Origin of the sequence: Acinetobacter sp. F9 (assembly GCF_019195275.1) — a bacterium.
Lineage (GTDB): Bacteria > Pseudomonadota > Gammaproteobacteria > Pseudomonadales > Moraxellaceae > Acinetobacter > Acinetobacter pseudolwoffii.
Window position 1 is genome coordinate 2,108,105 of record NZ_CP078068.1, and the last position, 26,557, is coordinate 2,134,661.

The 26,557-nt window shown below is 45.2% G+C and carries 19 protein-coding genes; 18 read left to right on the forward strand and 1 reads right to left on the reverse strand.

The window, feature by feature from the left end; all coding sequences use genetic code 11:
- The first annotated feature begins 375 nt into the window (after window positions 1–375).
- The 9 genes from KT990_RS09975 (at window position 376) to KT990_RS10015 (ending at window position 10,821) form a co-directional block, all read left to right on the forward strand.
- Window positions 376–1,377, forward strand: a complete 1,002-nt coding sequence (locus tag KT990_RS09975; RefSeq protein ID WP_218208722.1) for a sulfate ABC transporter substrate-binding protein — start codon at window positions 376–378, stop codon at window positions 1,375–1,377.
- Window positions 1,378–1,621: 244 nt separating this feature from the next.
- Window positions 1,622–2,641: a sulfate ABC transporter substrate-binding protein gene (locus tag KT990_RS09980; protein WP_005094348.1), complete on the forward strand. Its 1,020-nt coding sequence runs from the start codon at window positions 1,622–1,624 to the stop codon at window positions 2,639–2,641.
- A 188-nt stretch (window positions 2,642–2,829) separates the two neighbouring features.
- Window positions 2,830–3,741, forward strand: coding sequence for a 16S rRNA (cytosine(1402)-N(4))-methyltransferase RsmH (gene rsmH / locus KT990_RS09985; protein ID WP_005168904.1), 912 nt, complete (start codon window positions 2,830–2,832; stop codon window positions 3,739–3,741).
- 10 nt (window positions 3,742–3,751) lie between these two features.
- Entirely contained in the window at window positions 3,752–4,084 is a 333-nt protein-coding gene (gene ftsL, locus KT990_RS09990) for a cell division protein FtsL (protein ID WP_005094344.1), read from the forward strand.
- Window positions 4,085–4,099: 15 nt separating this feature from the next.
- Window positions 4,100–5,923 carry a penicillin-binding protein PBP3 gene (gene ftsI, locus KT990_RS09995; protein WP_074383637.1) on the forward strand — a complete coding sequence of 608 codons (1,824 nt, stop codon included), beginning with the start codon at window positions 4,100–4,102 and terminating at the stop codon, window positions 5,921–5,923.
- A gap of 11 nt (window positions 5,924–5,934) precedes the next feature.
- On the forward strand, window positions 5,935–7,431 hold the full coding sequence (locus KT990_RS10000; RefSeq protein ID WP_100355178.1) for a UDP-N-acetylmuramoyl-L-alanyl-D-glutamate--2,6-diaminopimelate ligase: 1,497 nt from the start codon (window positions 5,935–5,937) through the stop codon (window positions 7,429–7,431).
- A 9-nt stretch (window positions 7,432–7,440) separates the two neighbouring features.
- The gene (locus tag KT990_RS10005; protein WP_100355177.1) at window positions 7,441–8,844 is read left to right on the forward strand and encodes a UDP-N-acetylmuramoyl-tripeptide--D-alanyl-D-alanine ligase; all 1,404 of its coding nucleotides are present in this window, start codon (window positions 7,441–7,443) and stop codon (window positions 8,842–8,844) included.
- Entirely contained in the window at window positions 8,845–9,963 is a 1,119-nt protein-coding gene (gene mraY / locus KT990_RS10010; RefSeq protein WP_005094334.1) for a phospho-N-acetylmuramoyl-pentapeptide-transferase, read from the forward strand.
- A 54-nt stretch (window positions 9,964–10,017) separates the two neighbouring features.
- A complete protein-coding gene (locus KT990_RS10015) occupies window positions 10,018–10,821 on the forward strand; it encodes a putative RNA methyltransferase (protein ID WP_218208723.1) in 804 nt (267 codons plus the stop codon).
- 424 nt (window positions 10,822–11,245) lie between these two features.
- Here KT990_RS10015 and ponA read toward each other — a convergent pair whose 3' ends face one another.
- Window positions 11,246–13,774: a penicillin-binding protein PBP1a gene (gene ponA / locus KT990_RS10020; protein WP_218208724.1), complete on the reverse strand. Its 2,529-nt coding sequence runs from the start codon at window positions 13,772–13,774 to the stop codon at window positions 11,246–11,248.
- A gap of 165 nt (window positions 13,775–13,939) precedes the next feature.
- Here ponA and KT990_RS10025 point away from each other — a divergent pair, with 165 nt between their 5' ends.
- From KT990_RS10025 to gltB, 9 genes are all read left to right on the forward strand, one after another.
- Window positions 13,940–14,998 carry a pilus assembly protein PilM gene (locus KT990_RS10025; protein ID WP_005263891.1) on the forward strand — a complete coding sequence of 353 codons (1,059 nt, stop codon included), beginning with the start codon at window positions 13,940–13,942 and terminating at the stop codon, window positions 14,996–14,998.
- On the forward strand, window positions 14,998–15,633 hold the full coding sequence (locus tag KT990_RS10030) for a PilN domain-containing protein (RefSeq protein WP_218208725.1): 636 nt from the start codon (window positions 14,998–15,000) through the stop codon (window positions 15,631–15,633). Before KT990_RS10025 ends, KT990_RS10030 begins: the two co-directional genes overlap by 1 nt.
- Window positions 15,630–16,340, forward strand: coding sequence for a type 4a pilus biogenesis protein PilO (locus tag KT990_RS10035; RefSeq protein WP_218208726.1), 711 nt, complete (start codon window positions 15,630–15,632; stop codon window positions 16,338–16,340). Before KT990_RS10030 ends, KT990_RS10035 begins: the two co-directional genes overlap by 4 nt.
- On the forward strand, window positions 16,340–16,867 hold the full coding sequence (locus KT990_RS10040; protein WP_004732447.1) for a pilus assembly protein PilP: 528 nt from the start codon (window positions 16,340–16,342) through the stop codon (window positions 16,865–16,867). The genes KT990_RS10035 and KT990_RS10040 overlap by 1 nt, the downstream gene beginning before the upstream one ends.
- A gap of 17 nt (window positions 16,868–16,884) precedes the next feature.
- Window positions 16,885–19,041, forward strand: a complete 2,157-nt coding sequence (gene pilQ, locus KT990_RS10045; protein WP_218208727.1) for a type IV pilus secretin PilQ family protein — start codon at window positions 16,885–16,887, stop codon at window positions 19,039–19,041.
- A 36-nt stretch (window positions 19,042–19,077) separates the two neighbouring features.
- The gene (gene aroK, locus KT990_RS10050; protein WP_005094320.1) at window positions 19,078–19,614 is read left to right on the forward strand and encodes a shikimate kinase AroK; all 537 of its coding nucleotides are present in this window, start codon (window positions 19,078–19,080) and stop codon (window positions 19,612–19,614) included.
- A gap of 28 nt (window positions 19,615–19,642) precedes the next feature.
- Window positions 19,643–20,722 (forward strand): 3-dehydroquinate synthase, encoded by a 1,080-nt coding sequence (aroB, locus tag KT990_RS10055; RefSeq protein ID WP_218208728.1) that lies wholly within the window; start codon window positions 19,643–19,645, stop codon window positions 20,720–20,722.
- 12 nt (window positions 20,723–20,734) lie between these two features.
- A complete protein-coding gene (locus tag KT990_RS10060; RefSeq protein WP_218208729.1) occupies window positions 20,735–21,607 on the forward strand; it encodes a hypothetical protein in 873 nt (290 codons plus the stop codon).
- A 447-nt stretch (window positions 21,608–22,054) separates the two neighbouring features.
- Window positions 22,055–26,530 carry a glutamate synthase large subunit gene (gltB, locus tag KT990_RS10065; RefSeq protein WP_218208730.1) on the forward strand — a complete coding sequence of 1,492 codons (4,476 nt, stop codon included), beginning with the start codon at window positions 22,055–22,057 and terminating at the stop codon, window positions 26,528–26,530.
- The last annotated feature ends 27 nt before the right edge of the window (window positions 26,531–26,557 follow it).

Genomic DNA, 26,557 nt, shown 5'->3' on the forward strand with positions numbered 1-26,557 from the left:
GCTTCTGGTTGGTTTTATTCTGTTAAAAATGTTTTTTTAATACTCCGTCTACAATTTAATCACAGTTGATTATAAAGAAGTAGAACCAAGTCACATTTTTTACAAAAAATTAATATAACATCTATGGAAAATTACTAAAAATCGTAAATCTCTCTTTTGGCGGCCTATTTTTAACAGACAACTGTGAAGAGAACGTGAAGAACTGTCTTATATTGTAGCAGGAGATTAATTTTTTAGCAGAATATGTATCCAGGTTTAATTGTTAGCAGATATCTCAAAATCAGAAATAGATCATCAATATTATTATAAACACATGATTGTTATATTTATTTTTTATTTATACAGTGTGGTTATCTCAATAATGAGTCACATAACATGAAAAAAATAATAGCAACCGCAATCTTGACAATATTTACTGCAACCACCATGCAAAATGTAATGGCCAAAGATTTCCTGAATGTCTCCTATGATCCGACCCGTGAATTTTACCAAGAATATAATCAGGAGTTTGGCCAGTTCTGGAAGCAGGAAACCGGACAGACAATCAATTTTAAACAGTCACATGGCGGTTCAGGCAAGCAGGCACGTTCGGTCGTCGATGGTTTGCAGGCCGATGTGGTGACTTTGGCTTTGGCCAATGACATTGAGGAAATCGTCAATGCCGGTTTAATCGAGAAAGGCTGGCAAAAAGAGTTTTCAAATAATTCAGCACCTTATACATCGACAATCGTTTTTTTGGTGCGTAAGGCTAATCCCAAGCAAATCAAGGACTGGAATGATCTGACCAAACCGGGTGTCGAGATTATTACGCCTAACCCGAAAACTGGTGGAGCGCCACGTTGGATCTATCTGTCTGCTTGGGGCTATGCGCTGAAACAGCCCGGTGGCAATGATGCCAAAGCCCGAGATCTGGTCAAAAAGCTTTATCAAAATGTCAAAGTGTTGGATTCCGGTGCCCGTGGTTCACTGACGACTTTTGCCGAGCGCGGTATTGGCGATGTACTATTATCTTGGGAAAATGAAGCCTTGCTGGCAACGCAAGGTCTAGGTAAGGACAAGTACGATATCATCTATCCCTCTATTTCAATTCTGGCCGAGCCATCGGTGGCGATCGTTGATAAAAATGTGAATAAAAATGGCAATGCCAATCTGGCGAAAGGCTATTTGAATTATCTGTATTCCCTGAAAGGGCAGGAGTTGGCTGCGAAATATTTCTTCCGTCCACGCGATGCTAAAGTGGCTGCCAAATATTCCGCCCAATTTCCGAAAATTCAAACCTTTACCATTGATAAAGTCTTTGGTGGCTGGGAAAAAGCGCAAAAAACCCATTTTGTGAATGGGGCGATTTATGACCAGATTTATAATGAAAAGCGATAACAAGCTTGAATCTAAATTGAATGAAGAAAACGGATAAAGCGTTATCCGTTTTTTTTATATTTAATGCATAAAATTCTATATATTCGAAATAAGTGAAATGACTGGCTATATTTTGTTTTTAAAAACAGATGATTAAGAGCAAAAAACCTTTGATTATATCGTGTTGTGATGTTGTAGGTTGAATTGCGATAAATGATTTTATTTCATATAGTTATATCTATACAAGATAAACTCCCGTGCGCTCATGAAAAATCAATTAAAATCCTTATTTAGCGTTGCCTTATTGGCTACAGGTCTAGGCTTGACAGCGACTGTCTCACAGGCGGCTGATCGTCAATTTCTAAACGTGTCTTATGATGCAACCCGTGAATTCTATGATGAATTCAATAAATCATTTGGTGCTTACTGGAAAAACCGGACCGGTCTGGATGTGAACTTTAAACAGTCACATGGTGGTTCGGGCAAGCAGGCACGTTCGGTGGTCGATGGCCTAAAAGGCGATGTGGTGACTTTGGCGCTGGCCAATGACATCGAAGAAATCGTGAAATCTGGTCAGATTCAACCCGGCTGGCAAAAAGAGTTTCCGCATAATTCTGCACCTTATACCTCAACCATCGTGTTTATGGTGCGCAAGGGCAATCCGAAGGGCATCAAGGACTGGAGTGATCTGACCAAGCCAGGCGTAGAAATTATTACCCCCAACCCGAAAACCGGTGGTTTGCCACGTTGGGTATACCTGTCTGCCTGGGGCTATGCCGAGAAACAGCCGGGGGGTAATAAAGCCAAAGCACAGGACTTTGTCGGTAAACTCTATAAAAATGTCAAAGTGATGGACTCAGCAGCACGTGCTTCGATGACCACGTTTGCTGAGCGTGGCATTGGTGATGTATTGCTGACTTGGGAAAATGAAGCACTGGTTACCCAAAAGACTTTGGGTAAAGACAAGTTTGATATTATTTATCCGTCAATTACGATTTTGACCGAGCCATCGGTGGCCATTGTCGATCGTACCGTGGATAAAAATGGCAATAAATGGTTGGCAACAGGTTATATCAACTACCTGTACTCCCCATTGGGTCAGGAAATGGCAGCCAAACATTTCTACCGTCCGCGCAATGAGAAAGTATTAGCCAAATATTCAGCACAATTCCCGAAAATCAAAACCTTTACCATTGATGAAGTGTTTGGTGGCTGGGCCAATGCACAGAAAACCCATTTTGTGAATGGCGCGATTTTTGATCAGATCTATAACTCAAAACGTTAATCTGCTGATTTGAAGACGAATTATAGATAAACAGGCCTCCCTTGCGGAGGCTTTTTTATTGACGTCACTCAAATAAAAACGGTTTTCTCTATGGAAAGTAATATTTATCTACAAAAAGTCGTTTGGAGCTTTGCTGAAACAGGGTGATAATGTGCAGTTAAATTTTTCGCCCTATTGATTGAGTTTTTATGTCACATATTTCTGTATTACTTCACGAAACGATTGATGCCTTGTTGGCAGGTCGCAATACGGGAATTTATGTAGACGGTACTTTTGGTCGTGGCGGACATACCCGTTTATTGTTATCAAAATTAGATGAACATGCACGTGTGTATGGCTTTGATAAAGATCCTCAGGCCCTAGAGACGGCAGCAATCTTAGAACAAGAGGATCCACGTTTTAAAATTATTCATGCCAGCTTTGCCGATCTGAAAGACGCACTGGCTGAGCTTGGGATTGAGACCGTGGATGGGGTGATGGCAGATTTAGGCGTGTCTTCGCCGCAGCTGGATCAGGCCGAACGTGGTTTCAGTTTTATGAAAGATGGCCCGCTAGACATGCGCATGGACAATTCTCAAGGTCCAACTGCAGCAGAATGGCTGCTTGAAATTGAAGAAGAAGCACTGGCCAATATCATTTTTAAATACGGTGAAGAGCGTTATAGTCGCCGGATTGCCAAAGCCATCAAGGCGGCAGGGCAGATTGATACCACGGCTCAACTTGCGGAAATTGTGAAAGTCGCGCATCCAAAATGGGAAAAAAATAAGCATGCTGCGACGCGTACTTTCCAGGCGATTCGTATTGCTATTAATAAAGAATTAGAAGATATTGAAATCTTCTTGCCTCAAGCAGTTGAGATTTTAAAACCTGAGGCACGTTTGGCCGTAATTAGCTTTCACTCTCTGGAAGACCGTTTGATCAAACAATTTATTCAAAAAGAATCCACATTAGACGAAGATTTTGGCTGGGGAATGCCGGGGCAGCAAAAAGATACACGACGTTTAAAGAAGGTATCCCGCGTAAAAGCCAGTGACGAAGAAGTCAAAGCCAATCCTCGTTCACGTAGTGCATGGCTCCGGGTCGCAGAACGTTTAGCTTAATAGGCACATCATGAAAACTGAAGTGGTTGATAAAAAAACAGAAAAGTTGTGGCTTAAACAAGCCTGCATCTATCTCGTCTTGATACTGATGGTCTTCATCAGTGCAGTCTTTGTGGTATTTCAGGTGTTTGAATATCGTCAGGACACCAGAAAACTGAGCACTTATCTGCGTGAGCGTGATGACCTGAATGCAGATTGGGGGCGCTTGTTAATTGAACAGCAAACTTTTGGTGCAACTGCGCAGATTGGCACACGTGCTGTCACCCAGCTGCGCATGTATTCTCCCCCGGTTTCACAAAGTGTCGTCATTTCTTTACCACAAACTTCAGATGAGAAAAAATAAGGCTAGCGCTCGGACATGATAGACAAAAGAAAGAAGCAAGCGGTACGTAAAAAACAATCAGTTACCGACAAAAACGCCTCAAATGTGTATATCAATCGTTTCTATATCATGTGGGCGGTGGTGTTGCTGTGTTTTATTACACTGATTTGCCGTGCCTTCTATGTGCAGATTATCAATAAGGATTTTTTGCAAAATAAAGCCAATGCCAATATTTTAAGAACCAATACCATCAAGGCCATGCGTGGCGTAATTTATGACCGTAATGGGGTGCCGCTAGCGATCAGTACGCCGATCATGAAAATCGTGATTGATCCACGTGACTATTTTGACAATAAAAAACTCTATGACGAGACCATACTGGCACTAGAAAAAGAGCCAGATAGCCGCAAGCTGAAACGCCAGTTGCCGGATAAAAACCTGAATCTGGATGAACTGGCCGATGCAGTCGGTATGGATCGGGCAGAACTACGCAAAAAAATGCAAGAACGCCCGCGTTCTCGTTATCTGATCCTGAAAAAAGAAGTTCCGCCACAACAGGCTGAACTGATCATGAAGCGTAATTTTCAAGGCGTGTATACCGAGAAAAACTACAAACGTTATTATCCGCAGCCACAGCCCAATTCACAGATTATTGGTCTGACCAATAGTGAAGGCACCGGGATTGAAGGTCTGGAAATGCAGCTCAATACCCGTCTGGCAGGTGAAGATGGTGAGCAGCAGATTATCCGGGATAAAAAAGGCAACCGGGTTAAAGAGCCGGAAGTGATTAAAGAAGTCGAGCCGGGCGAGAATATCACCCTGAGTATCGACTCGCGTCTGCAATATATTATGTACCGTGAACTGACTGCGGCAGGTGTGGCCAATAATGCCCGTTCTGCGACTGCGATTGCGGTCGATGTAAAAACCGGAGAAATTCTGGCCTTGTCATCTTGGCCATCATATAACCCGAATGATAAAAATGGTCTGCTGAACAAGGATGCCATGCGTAACCGTGGTGCGGTGGATTCCTTCGAGCCGGGTTCGACCATGAAGCCCTTCACCGTGGCAATGGCTCTGGAAAGTGGTAAATATACGGCCAATTCAGTGGTCAACACTACACCGGGCAGTATGCGAATTGGCAATCACACCATTCGTGATACGCATAACTATGGTCAGTTAACACTGGGCGGTATTATCCAGAAATCTTCGAACGTGGGTGTCGCCAAACTGGCCTTGTCTTTGCCGTATGAAACTCTACCTACTTTCTATAAACGCTTGGGTTTTGGCTCACGCTCAGCAGTAAGATTCCCGGGTGAAAGTGCCGGTCTGATCTTGCCACCAAGTAAATGGAATGTGTCAGAAGTGGCAACCATGTCCTATGGTTATGGTCTGAATGCTACTGTGCTGCAAATGGCGGATGCCTATGCCATGCTGGCCAATAAGGGTGTGAGAATGCCGCTGAGCCTGTACAAGCTGGAAGAACAGCCGCAGGGTGAGCAAATGATTGATGCCAATATTGCAGATCAGGTCTTGCTTATGCTGGAAGTAGCAACTCTGCCTGGCGGTACCGCCACGCGCGCGACAATTCCGGGTTATCGTGTGGCAGGGAAAACCGGTACTGCGCATAAACTGCGTGCCGATCGTAAAGGCTATTCTACCAATGAATACCGGGCTTTGTTTGCTGGCGTAGCGCCCGTGAGTGATCCGCGTATTGCCATGGTGGTGGTGGTCGAAAATCCGCAAGGCACCTATTACGGCGGTACGGTATCGGCACCGGTATTTGCACGCGTGATGCAGGAATCCTTGCGTCTGCTAAATGTCCCTCTGGACAAACCTTTAGAATCTCCCAAAGTCCAGTAAATAGGTGATCAATGTCTATTACATTTAAAGATCTCTACGCCGTTCAGGATACTGCTGAATGGATGACCCAAGCCTTTCAGGGTTTCGAACTGGATAGCCGTAAAGTTAAGGCAGGGCAAATTTTTATTGCCTTGACCAGTCTGTCACAACCAGAAAAAACGGCAGTATTTGCACAAAAAGCTTTAGAGCAGGGTGCCTTAGCGGTGATTTCTGAAATCGAATTGGATATCTCACCCAATCTGGTGGTTGCTGATGTCCGACATTTGATGGGACAGTGGCAAAAACAATACTTACAAGCCAGCCAACCTGTTCAGGCTGCAGGTATTCTTGCAGTGACCGGCACCAATGGTAAAACCACGATTTCACGTTTGGTTGCGGAACTGTTCATGTTGCAAAGCAAAGCTTGTGCAGTGATGGGGACTACAGGTAACGGGATTTTGCCAAATCTGGAAGCCTCGTCGCATACCACGCTCGATGCTTTGCAATTGCAAAATGCTTTGCATGTTTATGCTCAAGCCGGTGCTAAATTTGCCTCGATTGAAGCCAGTTCGCATGGTCTGGAGCAAGGTCGCTTGAATGGCTGTGATATCGAGATTGCGGGCTATAGTAATTTAAGTCGCGATCATCTGGATTATCACGGGACGCTGCAAGCTTATGCAGAAGCCAAATCTGCTTTATTTAAATTTGAAAGTTTAAAAGTGGCTGTCATCAACCTGGATGATGCGCATGCTCATATCATGATTGATGCAGCGCGCAACAATCCCTCACAGCCAGAAATTTTGACCTATTCAACCCGTCAAGCTGCGGATTATCAGGTTCAGGATATTCAATACAGCATTTCAGGTGCGACCTTTAAGCTGAAAACTGCTTCTGCTGAATATGTTGTGAACAGTCCGCTGCTTGGACATTTCAATATTGAAAATTTGGTCGCCAGTCTGATCATGGCAGAGCAGGCCGGATTTGATTTAAGTAGCTTGATTGCGACTGTGCCACAGCTCAAAGGTGCACCAGGCCGGATGCAGGTGCTGCGTGATGGCGAGCGCCTATTTGTAGTGGATTATGCGCATACACCTGATGCCTTGACTCAGGTTCTCATCACTTTAAAACGTCATGTTGCGCAAAATCTCTGGGCCGTCTTTGGCTGTGGCGGCGATCGTGACCGCGGCAAGCGTCCACTGATGACCCAAGCAGCATTAGAAGGTTCGGATATTGCGGTCTTGACTTCCGATAACCCGCGAACCGAAGATCCTGCACAAATTTTTGCCGATATGAAAAATGGCATCGACTTTTTAGGCAAAAGCTACCATGAAATTCATGACCGTCGTGAAGCGATCAAGTTTGCCGTTAAACACGCGCAGGCAGGGGACATCGTGGTGATTGCAGGCAAAGGTCACGAAAATTATCAGGAAATTGATGGTGTACGTCACTGGTTTGATGATGTGGTCGAAGTGCAAGCCGCGATTGATGCCCAGCATCACAGCGCAGATTCAGCTTATCCAGCGTATTAGGATTCAGATATGCATACCTCAACAACCAGTACCGTGCCACTTGCACCTTGGACAGCAGAACAGCTTGAACAAGCGACTCAAGGCAATTGGCTCAATAATAAAAAACCGGCAGACGCCATCAAACGTATTCTGACCGATTCGCGTGATGCTGAACAAGGGGATGCTTTCCTTGCGCTGCAAGGCGAGCGCTTTGATGCCCATGATTTTGTGGCACAAGTAGCAGCAAGCGGCTGTCAGATTGCGATCGTCAGTCGACCGCTCGATATTGATATCTGCCAGCTTGTCGTAGACGATACCCGTTTGGCACTGGGGCGGTTGGGCGCATACCGTCGTCAGCAGAATCCTCAGCTCAAAGTCATTGCCTTGACCGGCAGCAGTGGCAAGACCACCACCAAGGAAATGCTGGGGAGCATCTTGTCTCGTCTTGCGCCGACACTGATCACGCGTGGCAACCTGAATAATGACCTCGGCGTACCGGTGATGTTGCTCGAATTACGTTCCGAACATCAGTATGCAGTGATGGAGCTGGGTGCCAGTCATCAGGGCGAAATTGATTACACCTCAAACATGGTACAGCCGCATGTGGCCGGGATCATTAATATCGGCACTGCGCATTTGGGTGAATTCGGTGGCCGTGATGGCATTTGTACTGCCAAATCTGAAATTTACGCGCATATTACAGAAACCTCGATTATTCCTGCCGCAGATGATTTTACTGAAACCATTCGTCAGGCGGTCAAAACTGAACAAAGCTTAAGTTTTGGTGCCGGCGGTGAGGTGTATGCCAGCGATGTCGTGCTTGATGCGCAATCTTCTACCTTTACCTTGAATACACCACAAGCTTCGAAAACAGTTCAGCTGCCCTTTGCCGGTGAGCATAATGTTGAAAATGCCACAGCAGCGGCTGCCTTTGCTTTGGCAATCGGGATTGGTCTGGATGATATTGTGACCGGTCTGGAGCAGGCTGTGGGTGCCAAAGGCCGTTTGAACTTTATTCAACACAAACAGTATTTGCTGATTGATGATACCTACAATGCCAATCCTGGTTCAATGCGTGCAGCAGCTGAAGTTTTGGCACAGCAGCAGGGTATCCGGGTCATGGTGACCGGTGATATCGGTGAGCTCGGTTCATCGGCTGCGATGGAACATTATAAGCTGGGTCGAGATCTGGTCTCGGTCAAAGGCATTAACTTTGTGGTGGCTGTGGGTGAATTTGCACCTGCCGCACAGGAAGGTGCACGTAGTACCCAATATGGCAAGAAAATGCAGGCTTTCCTGAATCAGGAGCAGGCATTGCCATTTTTAATTCATTTGATTGAAACACATCAACCTCAGCCGATGTCATTTCTGTTTAAAGGGTCGCGTTATACCCATATGGAAACATTGATGGCTGCATTGATGGAGAAACTCTAAATGCTGTTATGGCTCTTTGAACATTTGGCGGGCTTTGACAGCACGTTTCAGGTGGTTCGTTATTTAACTTTACGTGCGTTGCTCAGTGTCCTGACGGCATTGACCATTGGTCTGGTGCTGGGTCCTATCATGATTCGCAAGCTTCAGGCACTCAAATATGGTCAGGCGGTCAGCTCGTATGCCCCTGAAAACCATGCCAAGAAAATGGGTACACCGACCATGGGTGGGGTACTAATCTTGCTTTCAATCGGTATTTCGACCCTGCTTTGGGCGGATCTTTCCAATCCTTATGTCTGGATTGTACTGGCGGTGATGGTCATCTTCGGTGCCGTGGGTTGGGCGGATGACTGGATTAAAATTCGTTATAAAGACAATGCCGGTCTGCCTGCGAAGAAAAAATTCTTCTGGACTTCGGTCGGTGCATTGGGAGTCGGTATTGCCTTGTATGTGATTGCACAGCAGCAGACCAATCCGGTACATACCGCGAATATGCTGGATCTTTTGATTCCATTTTTTAAAGATTTGACGATTCCGTTGTCGGCTATTCCACTGGGGATTGGCTTCATTATTTTTACTTATTTTGTGATCAATGGTGCATCCAATGCGGTAAACCTCACCGATGGTCTGGATGGTCTGGCGATTATGCCAATTGTACTGGTTGCAGCAGGTCTGGGTGTATTTGCTTATCTGGCCGGAGACGTGCGTTTTGCCAATTACCTGCATATTCCCTATGTGAAATATTCCTCTGAACTGGTGGTGATCTGTGCGGCGATGATTGGTGCCGGTCTGGCATTCCTGTGGTATAACGCCCATCCTGCCCAAGTGTTTATGGGTGATGTCGGTGCTTTATCACTGGGTGCGATGTTGGGGACGATTGCCGTGATGGTACGTCAGGAAATCGTCTTTGCGATTATGGCGGGTGTATTCTTGGTCGAAGCGATTTCAGTATTTTTGCAGATTGGTTCATTAAGAATGCGCAATAAACGCGTGTTCCTGATGGCACCGCTGCATCATCATTATGAAAAGAAAGGCTGGCGTGAAACTCAAGTCGTCATTCGTTTCTGGATTATTACAATTATGCTGGTGGTTTTGGGTCTAATGACCTTAAAATTGCGCTAAGAGATGCATTGAAAAAAGTCGGCGCAGGCCGGCTTTTTTGTTTTGGAGAAAATGATGAATTTACTCATGTGCCCAGTCTGTCGCCAGCAGTTGAGCTTAAATGAAAGAACATGGCGATGTGAGAATCATCATAGCTACGATGTGGCCAAGCAAGGCTATGTGAACCTGCATGTGGTGCAACATAAACACAGTAAAAATCCTGGGGATACGCCTGAGTCCGTCCAGGCACGTCGTGCATTTTTGAGTGCGGGTCATTATGCGCCTTTGCAACAGGCCGTGGTGGAGAAGCTCCGAGAGCTGCGTATTGAAAATCTTTTAGATATTGGGTGTGGTGAAGGCTACTATACTGATGCCATGCAGGCTGAAGTGCTGCAATGCGTCGGGGTGGATATTGCCAAAAATGCCGTTCAGGTCGCGGCCAAGCTCAATAAAAATATCACCTGGGTCGTAGGAACCGGGGCGACTTTACCGGTGCTGGATGGGTCGATTGATATGTGTACCAGCCTGTTCAGCCCGATCCCAAAACAGGAAATTTTACGGGTTTTAAAAGCTGAAGGTTATTTAATGGTGGTGACACCTGCGCCACAGCATTTATATGCGATGCGTGAGGCACTTTTTGAAGAAGTGAAACCCCACGAACCGCAAAAGTTTGTTGAGCAACTGCAAGATGAATTTGATCTGCTCAGTGAGCAGGTGATTGATGCCCCGATGACTTTGCCACAGACAGATTTAAAAAACCTGATTGCTATGACGCCATATGCTTACAAGGCCAAACCTGAACGCCGTCTGGTACTTGAACAGCAGGATCAGTTTAAATTGCTGGCGCAATATCAGATCTATCTGTTTCAGAAAAAATAAAAATTCACCGATAAAAATGCCCTCATTGTTGAGTAATGCCAGTCAATTAAGGAATTGACTGGCATTTTATTTTTTAAATTCATGATCATACTTGATAGGTAGAAAAGTCATCCGCAACTGTTTGAGACATGAGGTGTATTGCACCGCAAGATTAAAAATGATTATTTCTGCGACAAATTTACTAGTCGATGGTGGCTGACGAGTTTTGCGGTGAGGAGTGTTGCTCCGCAAGATGCCTTCCTTGCGAAGCTTCGCTTCTCATTTGGGCGAAACCAAAGTAACAAATGATTTACAAGTATTTGATTTAGAACGTTAAGACTCCGTCGTGAATGACTAAAAAATTAAAGATTTTACTTATAAACTCCTTAACTGATCAGCATTACTCATTGTTGAGGGCTTTCTTATATCAGTTTGTCGGTTGTGGTTATTGCACTTCTTGAATCAGGTTTTCTAAAGCGTCCACTTTGCTTGGTTGAAGCGGCTGTTCTGGCGGAGCGGTTGTTTCAGCAGCATCTGGCACAGCGATTTCCTGTCCCGGCAGATCTTCGAAATCCGTTTCTGTCCGTTTCGGGACGACCACAGGTGCCGGGCGGTAAAGCGCAGTGGCCATTGGTGGTGAAGACGGATCATTCTGCGCTTCATCACCCTGAACTACCTTGCTTCGATTCACTGGTGCCTTGGCATTACGGTCTAAACGCACCCATGCTTCTGGCTGACCTTTTAAGGCATTGCCCATAAAGTCGGTCCAGATCGGTAAGGCTGCCACACCACCATATTCACGGCGTCCCAAGGTTTTAGGCTGGTCAAAGCCGACCCAGGTGATGGTAACCAGTTTGCCATTGAACCCTGCGAACCAGGCATCTTTGGCGTCATTTGTGGTTCCGGTTTTGCCCCCAATATCATTTCGCCCGATTCTTAAGGCCGCACGGCCGGTACCGTGCTGAATCACATCACGCAGAATATTGGCCATGTCATAGGCAGAGCTGGATTTTAAAATACGCTGTGCCTGACGATAATTACTGTCTTCAGCAGAGACTTTGGGTGCAGCCTGTTTCTGTTCTAGACTTGTATTGTTGATTGCAATCGCTTCATCATCTGCGGTCATGGTGTCGGCCGGTTGAGCAGGTTCTTCTTCGGTATTGATACAGGAAATACACGCATATTCAGGCTGAGCCTCAAAAATGGTATGGCCATAGGCATCTTCAATACGGGTAATGAAATGTGGCTGGATCCGGTAACCACCGTTGGCAAAAGTCGCATAACCTGTCGCCATCTGAATCGGCAGAACCTGAGGCGTGCCGAGTGCGATGGTGTAGTTACGCGGAATCTGATTGTCCTGTAAACCAAAATCCATAAACAGCTGACGGGTACGTTCAATCCCGACAGCCTGTAATAAACGCACTGAAACGGTATTGCGCGAAAGATATAGTGCGCGGCGTAGCGGGATCATCCCCAGATAACGGCCATCTGAATTACGAGGTGTCCATTTGCCAATGGTAATTGGCGCATCATTCACCATGGTATGCGGTGTCATGCCTCGTTCTAAAGCCAGTGCATAAACAAAAGGTTTAATCGTAGAGCCGGGTTGACGCCAGCCTTGGATTGCACGGTTAAATTTCGACTGATAAAAGTTATATCCCCCGACAATGGCTTCAATCGCACCATTATTTGGATTGATGGCAATCAATTGTCCTTGCACATTGGGGATCTGCACCAATGACCACGAGGTTTTATTTTCATTGGGTCTTAAACGAACAATATCTTTGACTTTGACAATTTCGGACGCTTTGCTCGGTGCGCCACCTACACTGTTGACGTTACGAAAGCGACGCGCCCAGGACATACCTGACCAGGGAACAGTCACGCTGCTTCCGTCCTGCATGAGTGCTTCAAAACTAGAATTACCCACCTGAGTCACTTGCGCGGGATAGGTATTGGCATAGGCACGGAACTTGTCGAGGGGTTGATCATTTGCTTCAGCACCACGCCAGCCATGTCGACGGTCATAAGCCTCTAAACCTTCTTGTACCGCTTGCTCCGCATAGGCCTGACGTTCACTATGGATGGTGGTATAGACTTTATAACCAGAATCTACCGCCTGTTCACCAAAATTTTGTACCAGTTCAGAGCGTACCATTTCACCGACATACGGGAATTTGTTTCGGGTACTCCGGTCAGGCATATCTAAATTTACCGGTTCAGCAATGGCTTGCTGATACTGGCTCTGGTTTAAATAGCCCAATTGCAGCATACGACCCAAAATCCAATTACGACGTTCCAGGGCGCGTTTGGGATTGGCCACCGGATTATATCGAGAAGGTGCTTTAGGCAGTCCAGAGATCATCGCCATTTGTGCAATTGAAAGCTCTTCTAAACTCTTGTTATAGTAAATTTTAGCTGCTGCTGCGATGCCGTAAGCATTTTTCCCCAGAAAAATTTTATTGACATACAGGGTCAGAATGTCTTCTTTACTTAAGCTTTGCTCAATTTTACGGGCCAGAAAAATTTCAGTCAGTTTACGCTTCAGCGTCCGTTCAGGACTAAGGTAATAGTTTTTTGCCACTTGCATGGTAATGGTTGAACCACCGGTCTGTACATCCGAGCCGGTTACCGTCTCACTGAGTGCGCGTCCCAAACTTTTAAAGCTGATCCCGCTATGCTCAAAAAAGCTGGAATCTTCAGCGGCAAGGAAAGCATGAATAAACTCGGGCGGAATTTGTTCATATTTCACGGGAACAGAAAGCTTGCCTCCATATTCGGCAATTAATTCATTATCTGAACTAAAAACTTGTAAAGGCTTTAATAAAGGGGCCTTTTTAAGCGTAGACATTTCAGGCAAAGATGGGGCAATATAGAGATACATGCCATAGAAACCCATCGGAATTGAGATCAGTATAATGATAATGATCAAAAAAAATGGATGAACAAGGCCTGAACAAGATAGCTTTTTCATAACAAGTAAGTTTTAATAAGAGCTAATGGCGAACTAATTACCGGTCAGTATATCCTGTCGATATCCATATTGTTAGATGAGTTATTGTATCTATATAAAATTATAGACTGGACCAATTGGTAAGTTAGATTGAATTGGGGACAAAAAAATAATAGGAAGTGTATTGTGCGCAGGTTATATCGTAAACCAAATAAGGGGTTAATAGGAGTCGATATTAGTTCGACTTCTGTTAAGGTTTTAGAACTTTCTGTAAAAAGTGGCCGTTACTGGGTAGAGAGTTATGCTTTGATCCCATTATCGGAAAACAGTGTTGTTGAAAAAAACATCTTAAACCCGGAAGCAGTCGCTGATGCCCTTGGGCGTGCAATTAATTTGGGTAATACCCAGTCGAATCAGGCCGCTTTTGCGATTCCAACTTCAATGGTCATCACCAAAATCATTGAGATGGATGCAGACATGTCAGATGATGAACGTGAAGTTCAGATTCGTGAAGATGCGGAACAATACATTCCTTTTCCACTCGATGAAGCGAGTCTGGACTTTGAAGTTCTGCCAGACCGTCTTGCCAATCCGAACCGGGTCAATGTGCTGCTGGTCGCTACCCGAATTGAAAATGTCGAAGCGCGTTCTGAAGTTTTAGAGATTAGCAGTCTAACGCCTAAGATTGCAGATGTAGAAAGTTTTGCGCTGGAAAATGCCTTTAAGGTATTTTCTGACACTTTGCCGATGGGGGTCAATACGGTTGGTATCTTAGATATTGGTCATAGTATGACGACCTTGTCGGTGATGCAGAACAACAAGATTATTTATACCCGTGAGCAGGTGTTTGGTGGCAAGCAATTGACTCAGGAAATTCAGAATCGTTATGGATTGTCCTTTGAAGAAGCTGGGCGTGCTAAAAAAACCCGTGCCTTGCCGGATGATTATGATATTGAAGTCCTAGAGCCATTTCTGGATGCTGTTGTACAACAGGCAGCCCGTTCATTGCAGTTCTTCTTTTCATCTTCTCAGTTTAATGAGATTGACCATATTTTACTGGCCGGCGGGAATGCCAATATTCCAGGTCTGGCAAAATTATTACAACAAAAACTCGGTTACCGTGTCACGATCGCGAATCCATTTTTACAAATGGGCTTTTCTCCTCAAATTGATATTAAAAAAATCGAAAATGACGCGTCATCACTCATGGTTGCATGCGGTTTGGCATTAAGGAGTTTTGATTAATGGCAAGAATTAACTTACTTCCTTGGCGTGATGAGCTAAGAATTAAAAGAAATAATGAATTCGTGGCAATCTGCGTGGGGGCGCTTTTCTTGGGATTAGCGGCAGCGGGTTCAACCTGGTTTTATTATGATCACAAGCTTCAGGATCAGGAGCAGGCCAATCAGCTGATTCAAAGTACCAACCAGAATCTGGATGTGCAGTTAAAGGCACTTGAAGGTTTGCAAGAACAGCGTAATGCGATTGTCGAACGAATGAAACTCATTCAAGGTTTACAAACCCAGCGTCCGATTGCGGTGCATTTGATTGATGAAATTGTACGGGTGACCCCAAGCAATATGTATATCACCAAATTCCAGCGTATCGGCGACAAGTTTACCATTGAAGGTCGGGCTGAAAGTCCAAATACGGTAGCAGAACTGCTCCGTAATCTGGAAGCTTCATCCTGGTATCGCAATGCCTTTATGAATGCATTCATAGTCACTGAACAAAAAGAGAAAGCACCGAGCTCGATTATTCCACGTGTGGAAGAATCCTATGGCAGTTTTACTGTAACTGTAGATCTGGATCAGATCGCTCAGCCAGTACTGAATGAAGAACAACAAGCAGTCGCTACAACTACGGGGGCATCATCATGAGTAATGAAGAATTCGATGAGTTCAGCCAGGATGTCGTCGCTGTACCCAAAAACAAAATGACTGTTGAAAAGTTTTTTCAGCAATTCAATACATTAGATCCAAATAACTATGGCAGTTGGCCTTTATCGGTCAAAATTACTTGCTGGATTTTTATTGTTGCATTGGCCTTTGCGGTGATTTACTTCGTTATGATCAGAAGCACGATTGAGTCAATTTCACAAGCCAGTGCCCAGGAACAAAACCTGCTGAATGAATTCCGTGAAAAAGAATCCAAATTGCGCAATTTACAACAATATCAAATTCAGCTTCAGGAAATGGAAGCCCGTTTTAACCAGCAGTTAGAACAGTTACCGAAAGAAACTGAGATTCCGGGTCTGGTTGAAGATATTAACCTGAGTGGTGTGAATTCAGGCCTGAAGTTTAAAAATATCCGTCTGGAACCTGAAATTAAGCAAGAATTCTTTATTGAGCAGCCAATTGCGATTGAAGCCACTGGGGATTATCACGCTTTTGGCTCTTTTGTTAGCAGTATTGCCGGTTTGTCGCGTATTGTCACGCTGCATGATTTCACTATTACCGGTACTGAAAACAAAGAGAAAAAATCTGAAATTCCGGTCATTGATTATGTGGTGAAAGCCAAAACTTATCGTTATGTCGGTAATGCAGAAGGCGCTGCAGCTAATAGCACTACTCAGGGGGCGCAGTAATGAAGAATATTAAAATTACTTCGGCTTTAACGCTTGGGTTTTTATTATTGGGATGTGATTCGCGCATTGATGCAGTCAATCAGGAAATGGCCAATATTCGTAATCAGCCGCCTTTGCCGATTGAACCTGCGCCTGATTTTATGCCAGTTGAAACCTTCAACTATGCAGCCCATCAGATCAAAAGTCCTTTTTTACCAAGCTCTCTGGCTGCTGAACTGAAAATTATGGCGGGGAAACGGGTTTATCCAAACCTATCACGTCAACTGCAACCGCTAGAAAGTTATCCGCTGGAAACATTGACCATGAAAGGCAGTATGCGTAATCAGGCTGGGCAGATTCTGGCTTTAATCCAAACGCCTGATGGTGAGGTGGAGCGGATCCAACGTGGTAGCTATATGGGACTTAATCATGGTCGTGTGGTTGGAATTACACCAACCCAGATCGATTTGATTGAGATTATTCCAGATGGCCGTGAGGGATATGTGGAACGTCCGCGAAGTCTGGTTCTTATCGGGCCAGCGCCATAAGTTTTAAAGGAATAACAATGAATAAGAGTATTAAAGAATTTATTTTTGGGGATGTTAATACAATGAATCGTGTGTTTCGTCAGTTTTCCATGGGTGCTGTTGCGATTGCGGTGATGCAAGCAGCCAGTGCGCAGGTTTCAATGACCAATGTAGTACCCATGCAGCTTCCTGGACAAGGAACTGAGATTCGGGTGATGTTCAATGGTTTGCCACCACAACCACAGGCCTATCAATTAGAATCACCGTCACGTTTGATTCTGGACTTTGACAAGGCACAACAGAATTTAAAACAAAGCAATATTGCGGTTGCAACACGTGAAGCCAGTTCAGTGGATGTTACTTCGGATGCACAACGTGCCCGTTTGACTGTTAATCTGGCAGATGCTGGTGCCTTTACCACGCGAGTTGAAGGGAATACCTTTATCCTGAAAATCAATTCAGCGACGCCAGTCGCGACAGCTCAACCGGTATTACAGCAGTCAGCTCAGGGAATTAGCAATATCAGTTTCCAGCGTGGGGCTCAAGGTGAAGGTCAGGTGGTGATTGACCTGGCAGGCAATAATACCCCGGTTGATGTACAGCAGCAGGGAACTAAAATCATTGTTCGAACCTTAGGCACGAAGATCCCGACGCATTTGACCCGTCGTCTGAATGTGAATGATTTTGCGACGCCTGTGTCGAGTGTGGATGCAGTGAATCAAAATGGATCAGGCGTGATTACGATCCAGTCCGGGGAAAGCTATGAATATATGGCTTATCAAACGGATAATAAGCTGACCATCAGTTTGAAACGTCCGGAAGCCAAGAGTCCGCTACGTCCGAAGACCGTGGCTTATAGCGGCAAGAAAATTTCACTCGATTTCCAGGATATTGAAGTACGTCGTGTACTACAGCTTTTGGCTGATTTTACCGATATCAATATGGTGGCTGCGGATAGTGTACAAGGCAATATTACCTTGCGCTTAAAAGAAGTGCCTTGGGATCAGGCGCTGGATATTGTGCTGAAAACCAAAAATCTGGATAAACGTCGTAATGGTAATGTGATCTGGATCGCACCAGTTGCAGAGCTGATTAAGGCTGAAGAGGAAGAAGCTAAGGCTATTAAGCAGAGTGTTGCACTTGCGCCTATCCAAACTGAATATATGCAGCTGAGTTATGCCAAAGCCGCTGATATTGAGAAACTGATTACGCAGAATAAAGGCGCATCTAGTTCGGGTAGCACGAATAATAATGATGGTGGAGAAAGTTTATTAAGTTCCCGTGGTTCTGTGTCTGTTGATGCACGAACTAATACCATTATTGTGAATGATACTCAGCTCTTTATTGATAAAATCCGGAATATGGTGGATCTACTTGATGTACAGGTCAAGCAGGTGATGGTCGAAGCACGTATTGTGCGAGCTACCACTGACTTCACCAAAGAGATGGGGGTGAAATGGGGGATTTTGTCACAAGGGATTGCCAACAATAATAGCCTTCTGGTCGGTGGTAGTGATACCACGCTTTGGGATCTTAGAGAGCCTGAACAAAATGAGTTTGGTGGATTTACCTATGATATTCAGCGTCCACAAAACCTGAATGTAGACCTAGGTGTAACCAGTCAAGGCGCAAGTCGTATTGCCTTTGGTTTGATCAGCCTCTCTGATTTTATGCTGGATCTTGAGCTGTCTGCGCTTCAGGCAGATGGTTATGGTGAGGTGATTTCTACCCCTAAAGTACTGACTGCAGACAAGCAGAAGGCAACTGTTGCCTCTGGTTCTCAAATTCCGTATCAATCTGCTGAAGGTGGAGGGGCCAATGCTGTATCCACTACTGAGTTTATTGATGCGACTTTGAGTCTGGATGTCACGCCAAGTATTACTCCTGATGGGAAAGTGCAGATGGAGCTGAATATTACCAGTGACTCCCCAGGCAACCCAACGCCGACCGGACAATTGACTATTAATAAAAACCAGATCAATACCAATGTGCTGGTGGATAATGGTGAAACAGTGGTCCTGGGTGGGATTTTTGAGCAGGAAACCCGTAATGCACAAACCAAGGTGCCATTCCTGGGGGATATTCCTTATGTAGGGCGTTTATTCCGTAAAGATTTAAAATCGGATAACAAGCGTGAGTTGCTGATTTTCGTTACACCTCGAATTGTTAATGACAGTGTTTCAAGAAATCATTAATATATTTTGAATTTAACAAAACGAATAGGTGACTCCTTGCCAAGCAAAGAGTTTGAAACCCTACCAAATCTTTATTTGGTAGGGCCGATGGGGGCCGGTAAAACAACAGTAGGACGACATCTCGCAGAATTGTTAGGACGCGAATTTCTAGATAGCGATCATGAAATTGAACGTAAAACAGGTGCGACGATTCCCTGGATTTTTGAGAAAGAAGGGGAACAGGGTTTTCGTGACCGTGAAACTGCTGTAATTAATGAACTGACTTCACGCCCCCATTTAGTTTTAGCCACTGGCGGTGGTGCCATTACTCAGGTCTTGAATCGGGACTATCTGAAACAGCGTGGGATCGTCGTTTATCTCTATACGCCGGTTGAAATTCAACTGCAGCGTACCTATCGCGATAAAAACCGTCCACTCCTCCAAGTCGAAAATCCGGAACAAAAGTTACGTGATTTATTGGCAGTTCGTGACCCCTTGTATCGGGAAGTGGCACATCATATCATTGAGACCAATCAGGGTGCGGCACGAGATCTGGCGCAGCGGATTCTCAATCTCATTACTTCCAAGAACTAAGTACATTGAATAAAGTGGTTAATCAAACATGCAAACCTTATATGTAGAACTCGGAGAACGTCGTTACCCTATTTTTATCGGGAGCGATCTTGATCCACAGGCCTTATTGGCTCCCTATATTCATGGCAAGCAAGTGATGATTGTGAGCAATACCACGGTTGCGCCACTTTATTTGCAGCATTATCAAACTGCGATTGCAGCTTTAGACAAGCATGTTGCGACCTGTATTTTGCCCGATGGTGAAAAATATAAGGATAGCCAGCATCTGAATCTGATCTTTGATGCATTGCTTGAAGCTGGTTTTAACCGGGACTGTACGGTGCTTGCGCTCGGTGGTGGTGTGATTGGCGATATGGCCGGTTTTGCTTCGGCATGTTTCCAGCGTGGCGTGTACTTCATTCAGGTACCGACGACTTTACTGTCTCAAGTCGATTCCAGTGTCGGTGGAAAAACCGGGATTAATCATCCACTGGGTAAAAACATGATTGGTGCATTTCAGCAACCGCAAGTGGTGCTGGCCGATATGTCGCAACTTTCTACTTTGCCCGATCGTGAACTTTCTGCCGGTCTGGCTGAAGTAATTAAGTATGCGCTACTCGGTGATGAAGAATTCCTGCTCTGGCTTGAAGAGCATATGGAGGCACTGATTGGCCGTGATGAAAAATTGCTGGCTGAAGCTGTTTATCGCTCCTGTGCGCATAAGGCCCGAATTGTGGCCAATGATGAGAAAGAACAGGGTGAGCGTGCTTTACTCAATTTAGGGCATACCTTTGGTCATGCGATTGAATCCTATATGGGTTACGGGGTCTGGCTACATGGCGAAGCTGTGGCAACCGGTATGGTGATGGCAGCAGATTTATCACAGCGTATGGGCTGGATTTCTCAGGGTGATCTGGAACGTACAAAAAAAATCATTTCTCGTGCCAAACTTCCGATTGTTTGTCCTAAAATTCCTCTGGATGATTTCCTGGCTTATATGGCCCATGACAAAAAAGTCTTAAATGGGCAATTGCGTCTGGTATTGTTGCAACAATTAGGCAAAGCTGTGATTACCCGAGACTTTGATCTTGAGTTAATGCAACAGGCAATTTTGGCCAATCAGGCATAGGTTTTAGTTTTTATGGCAGCATTACACACTCCTTGGCAAAAGGTTCAGCACTATTTCTGGCTGGTCTGTGGGATATGCTGTCTCTTTGCAGCCTTGATCTTCTGGGCAATTACTGACCCAGATACCGTGGTTGAAGTAGAAAAAAAGCCGGAAACTAAAGCTCAGCTACAAATTCAGCCGGAAAAAGTAGCGACTATGACCCATCTTGGTGCGCTTTTCGACGAGGTTCAACCCCTTGACTTGAATACGCGCACCATTGTGAATGCCAATCATGAACCTGAATTTCGTGGCACCAAATTTGTCAATGAAGCCAAAAAACAGCATGCGATTGAATTATTTCGCGTAAGTAATGAAGCCATCCTAAAAAGTTTTCTTAAAAAACAGCCAGATCGTAAGCCCTTTATTTATTTAAGAATATCGGGTGAAAATCAGCCAGAACAATATGTGCTGCTTTATGGTCGATATAAAACCGCAGCAGAAGCCAAACAGGCTTTGGCTAACTTGAATATAAATCTGCCTGCGTCAGTCCAGCCTGAAATTGTGCAAATCCAGCAGTATGTCGGTCTGGTGAATAATCTGGGTTCAGATGAGTTGGCAAGTAATCAGAAGCTGTATGAGGTGCGCTTGAAAAACGTTCCTTTACCGAAGATCGATGAATCGGTACGACTCAGACAGCGAACTCAGGCTCAGGTTAAACCGCGTAGTTCGGATGCGACCACCAGTACCACAATTGTGCGTCGTGATGCCGCTGGCAATGTGCTCGATGTACAGAAATCCGAAAGTGCTGTAGAAGGTGCTCCGCAACCACAAAACAATAATAATCGACCGAACCAAGGGGGGAATTCCCGTCCTCAAAACAATGAGATTAGTGATCCTTTTAACTAACCCGTTCTAAAATAGCGCACCAAAAAAATGACATAATTAGAAATGTGCGCTTTTGGTGCAAAAAATACACATTAAAAATAACCAGTATCCCTGTAATCCTTGTTAAAGCTTTGTCATCTGTATGGTTTTAATTTATGTGCTATTTATTGGCATGTAATTTGCTTTATTGGTGCATGGATTGAATTAATCTCCCTGTTTTAGCGCGAAAAATGATTCGATGACAACCTATGAATGTCATATTTATTCCTGATTTTTATGTTATTCATCAGCAAAATAAACTTTATTTTTTATGCATTCGGTCTGAAAAAGGACTAGGCTGAAGAAATAAAGATGAAAAGATTTTGCTCTAGCAAGACGGTCTTCGAAAGTCCATTACACGCAGCGCAGAGAAGAATTTAGATTGTTTAACAGCCTATAAGGCTTCGTAAAGAAGGGTACGCTATGCACATGCCATCGCCTAATAATGTAGCTCCCGCTCAAGGTTTATACCAACCGGATGAGTTTAAAGATAACTGTGGTTTTGGTTTGATCGCCCATATGCAGGGTGATGCTAGCCATGATCTCGTCAAGACCGCGATTCATAGTTTGAGTTGTATGACCCATCGTGGTGGTATTGCCGCAGATGGCAAGACTGGAGATGGCTGTGGTTTGCTCTTGGCAATGCCAAAAAAATTCTTCCGTGAAGAAGCAAAACGCTTAAGTGATACCACTTTAAGTGAAGTGTTTGCTGTGGGTTCGGTGTTTCTAAATCTTGATCCTGCGCTTGCTGCTCATGCCAAACAGGTTTTAAACAAAGAGATTGAAGCTGAAGGTTTAATCGTTTTGGCTTGGCGTGTAATTCCGACCAATGTCGATGCCCTGGGTGAAATTGCATTGCAATCGATGCCGGCATTTGAACAGATTATTGTTAACTGTCCAATGGGTGTGACTGAGGTTGAATTTAACCGTAAGTTATTCTTGGCACGCCGTCGTGCAGAGCAGCTGTTAAGCAATGATACGTCTTTCTACGTCACTACTTTATGTTCAACGGTCATCAGCTATAAAGGCTTGATGATGCCGGAAGCGATTGCAGATTTTTATACAGATCTGGCTGATCCACGTTTGGAATCACATATTGTGGTCTTCCATCAGCGCTTCTCGACCAATACCTTGCCACGCTGGCCGTTGGCACAACCGTTCCGTTACTTGGCACACAATGGTGAAATCAATACCATTACTGCGAATCGTAACTGGGCCATGGCGCGTGTGCCGAAATTTGAAAATCCATTATTGCCAGGTTTAACTGAACTGAATCCAATTGTGAACCGTACCGGTTCAGATTCTTCAAGTCTGGACAACATGCTGGAGATTCTGGTGGGTGGCGGCATGGATCTGTTCCGTGCACTCCGTATGCTGGTTCCGCCTGCCTGGCAGAACGTGGAAACACTTGATGCTGATCTGCGTGCATTCTATGAATTCAACTCAAAACATATGGAAGCTTGGGATGGTCCAGCAGGTCTGGTGATTCAGGATGGTCGCCATGCGATCTGTATGCTGGATCGTAATGGTCTGCGTCCTGCGCGTTGGGTCATCACCAAAAATGGTTATATCACGCTGGCTTCTGAAATTGGTGTCTGGGGTTATCAACCTGAAGATGTGATTTCTAAAGGCCGTGTCGGTCCTGGCCAAATGCTGGTCATTGATACGCAAACCGGCAAGGTGCTGGATACGCAAGATGTCAATAATCATCTGAAACGTATGCGTCCATACCGTGAATGGTTACGTGAAAATTCTGTACGTTTGCAAGGCAGTCCAGAGCTGGAAGAATATTTATGTGATCAAGGCTTAAAAGGCGATGGCCTGAAAGCGGCACAAAAAATGTTCATGGTGACCTTTGAAGAGCGTGACCAGTTGTTGCGTCCGATTGCTGAAAGCGGTCAGGAAGCTGTAGGTTCAATGGGTGATGATACCCCGATGGCGGTATTGTCTCGTCAGGTGCGCCATGTGTCGGATTATTTCCGCCAGCAGTTTGCACAGGTGACCAATCCGCCGATCGATCCGCTACGTGAATCGATTGTGATGTCACTGGAAACCTGTTTGGGTCGTGAACAAAACGTCTTTGAACAAGGGCCTGAGCATGCAGACCGCTTGATCATTTCCAGTCCTGTGCTGTCTAATTCGAAAATGCATCAGATCCGTACGCTGGGTCGTGCCGGTTATGAAATTGCAGATATCGACCTGAACTATGCGGAAACCGAAGGTCTGGAAGCAGCCATTGCGCGTATTTGTGAAGAGTCTGCGCAAGCCATTCGTGATGGTAAAACCTTACTGGTGCTTTCCGACAAGAAGATCCGTGAAGGTTACTTGCCTGCCAATGCTTTCATGATTACTGGTGCGGTGCATCATCACCTGATCAATACAGGTCTGCGTACCGATGCCAACCTGATTATTGAAACAGGATTTGCACGTGATCCACATCAGTTTGCAGTGCTACTTGGTTTTGGTGCAACTGCGATCTATCCATATCTGGCTTATGATGTGATCAATGATCTGGTCGCGAAAGGCGAATTATTGGGTGATCCAATTTATGCACAAAACAATTTCCGTAAGGGAATTGAAAAAGGCTTATTGAAAGTTCTATCGAAAATGGGGATTTCTACGGTTGCCTCTTACCGTGGTGGTCAGCTGTTTGAAGCAGTGGGTTTATCCAATGAAGTGGTAAACAAATGCTTCATCGGTGTACCAAGCCGTATTCAGGGTGCAACTTTTGTCGATCTTGAAAATGATCAGAAACAGTTGGCGGATATTGCCTGGAAAAACCGTAAACCAATTGATCAAGGTGGCTTGCTGAAATTCGTATTTGGTAAGGAATACCATGCATTTAACCCGGACGTGATCAACTCGCTACATAAAGCCGTGCGTTCGGGTAATTATGCCGACTTTAAAGAATATGCTGAACTGGTGAACAAGCGTCCAATTGCGACGATTCGTGACCTGTTCAAACTGAAAACAGACAATTCGATTCCAGTTGAGCAAGTGGAATCGGTTGAAGATATTCTGCCGCGTTTTGACTCTGCCGGCATGTCTTTGGGCGCACTGTCACCTGAAGCACATGAAGCGATTGCGATTGCCATGAACACGATTGGTGGTCGCTCGAACTCAGGCGAGGGCGGTGAAGATCCAGCGCGTTACGGTACCATCCGTAACTCGAAAATCAAACAAATTGCATCGGGCCGTTTTGGTGTGACCCCTGCTTACTTAACGTCTGCAGAAGTTCTCCAAATTAAAGTCGCGCAAGGTGCAAAACCAGGTGAAGGTGGTCAGTTGCCGGGTGGTAAAGTAAATGGTCTCATTGCCCGTTTACGTTACTCTGTACCGGGCGTTACCCTGATTTCGCCACCTCCGCATCACGACATCTATTCAATTGAAGATTTATCACAGTTGATCTTTGATTTAAAACAGGTTAACCCACAGGCGATGGTGTCAGTTAAGCTGGTTTCTGAACCAGGTGTCGGTACGATTGCGGCAGGTGTAGCGAAAGCATATGCCGATTTCATTACCATTTCTGGTTATGATGGCGGGACAGCGGCTTCTCCACTTTCTTCAATTCATCATGCAGGTTCACCGTGGGAACTGGGTCTTTCTGAGGCACATCAGGCCCTTCGTGTGAATGATCTGCGTGGTAAAGTTCGCGTACAAACAGATGGCGGTTTAAAAACCGGTCTGGATGTCGTAAAAGCAGCAATTCTCGGTGCTGAAAGCTTCGGCTTTGGTTCGACTCCGATGATCGCATTAGGTTGTAAATACCTGCGTATCTGCCACTTGAATAACTGTGCAACCGGTGTTGCGACTCAACAAGATCATTTACGTCAAGAGCATTATATTGGCGAGCCACAAATGCTGATCAACTTCTTCACCTTTATTGCTGAAGAAACCCGTGAATGGTTGGCGGCACTCGGTGTATCGAGTCTGAAAGACCTGATTGGCCGTACGGATCTGCTGGAAGTCTTGCCAGGTGAAACTGCAAAGCATGCACACCTTGATTTAAGCAAACTGCTAGAGTCGCATCCTGCTGCAGAAGGTAAAGCACAGTACTGCGAAGTACAGGGCAATGCACCATTTGATAAAGGGATTCTGGCTGAAAAAATGGTGGATGAAATTCTGCCTGCCATCGAAGCGGGAACTGGCGGTGAATATAGCTTCACGATCGGTAACTGTGACCGTTCGATTGGTGCCCGTCTGTCTGGTGAAATTGCGAAACGCTATGGCAACCTGAGCATGGAAGCCCATCCGGTGAAAGTTCACCTGAATGGTACTGCGGGTCAGTCACTGGGTGTCTGGAATGCCGGTGGTCTGCATATCAGCCTGGAAGGTGATGCCAATGACTATGTCGGTAAAGGTATGGCCGGTGGTCGCATCTCGATCTTCCCGCCAAAAGGTTCGCCATTCCAGACCCAAAATACCGCGATTATTGGGAATACTTGTTTGTACGGTGCGACTGGCGGTAAGTTATATGCAGCGGGTACAGCGGGCGAGCGTTTCGCGGTGCGTAACTCGGGTGCATTTGCCGTGATTGAAGGTGCAGGTGATCACTGCTGTGAATACATGACCGGCGGTATTGTGACGGTGCTGGGTAAAGTTGGGCATAACTTCGGTGCGGGTATGACTGGTGGTTTTGCTTATGTACTTGATCTGGATAATGACTTCGTTGATCATTATAACCACGAATTGATTGAGCTGAACCGTATTTCCACAGAAGCGATGGAGGAGCATAAAGCCTTCTTGGGTCGTATTCTCGATGAACATATTAAAGAAACAGGTAGTGCTTGGGCGTACAAGATCCGCCACGAGTTTGACTTCTACAGCCGTAAGTTCTGGTTGGTAAAACCAAAAGCAGCCAACTTGCAGACGCTGTTGAAAACAACTCAAGCTGATCCACAATAATTTCACTACTGCAGAAACATAGGCAGA

Coding starts and splice junctions, on each gene's coding strand:
- pilQ (WP_218208727.1), top strand. CDS start 16,885: ATGAATAAGAGTATTAAAGAATTTATTTTTGGGGATGTTAATACAATG.
- KT990_RS10040 (WP_004732447.1), top strand. CDS start 16,340: ATGAAGAATATTAAAATTACTTCGGCTTTAACGCTTGGGTTTTTATTA.
- ftsI (WP_074383637.1), top strand. CDS start 4,100: ATGATAGACAAAAGAAAGAAGCAAGCGGTACGTAAAAAACAATCAGTT.
- aroB (WP_218208728.1), top strand. CDS start 19,643: ATGCAAACCTTATATGTAGAACTCGGAGAACGTCGTTACCCTATTTTT.
- ponA (WP_218208724.1), bottom strand. CDS start 13,774: ATGAAAAAGCTATCTTGTTCAGGCCTTGTTCATCCATTTTTTTTGATC.
- KT990_RS09980 (WP_005094348.1), top strand. CDS start 1,622: ATGAAAAATCAATTAAAATCCTTATTTAGCGTTGCCTTATTGGCTACA.
- KT990_RS10060 (WP_218208729.1), top strand. CDS start 20,735: ATGGCAGCATTACACACTCCTTGGCAAAAGGTTCAGCACTATTTCTGG.
- KT990_RS10015 (WP_218208723.1), top strand. CDS start 10,018: ATGAATTTACTCATGTGCCCAGTCTGTCGCCAGCAGTTGAGCTTAAAT.
- KT990_RS10005 (WP_100355177.1), top strand. CDS start 7,441: ATGCATACCTCAACAACCAGTACCGTGCCACTTGCACCTTGGACAGCA.
- KT990_RS10000 (WP_100355178.1), top strand. CDS start 5,935: ATGTCTATTACATTTAAAGATCTCTACGCCGTTCAGGATACTGCTGAA.
- ftsL (WP_005094344.1), top strand. CDS start 3,752: ATGAAAACTGAAGTGGTTGATAAAAAAACAGAAAAGTTGTGGCTTAAA.
- gltB (WP_218208730.1), top strand. CDS start 22,055: ATGCCATCGCCTAATAATGTAGCTCCCGCTCAAGGTTTATACCAACCG.
- KT990_RS09975 (WP_218208722.1), top strand. CDS start 376: ATGAAAAAAATAATAGCAACCGCAATCTTGACAATATTTACTGCAACC.
- rsmH (WP_005168904.1), top strand. CDS start 2,830: ATGTCACATATTTCTGTATTACTTCACGAAACGATTGATGCCTTGTTG.
- KT990_RS10035 (WP_218208726.1), top strand. CDS start 15,630: ATGAGTAATGAAGAATTCGATGAGTTCAGCCAGGATGTCGTCGCTGTA.
- mraY (WP_005094334.1), top strand. CDS start 8,845: ATGCTGTTATGGCTCTTTGAACATTTGGCGGGCTTTGACAGCACGTTT.
- KT990_RS10030 (WP_218208725.1), top strand. CDS start 14,998: ATGGCAAGAATTAACTTACTTCCTTGGCGTGATGAGCTAAGAATTAAA.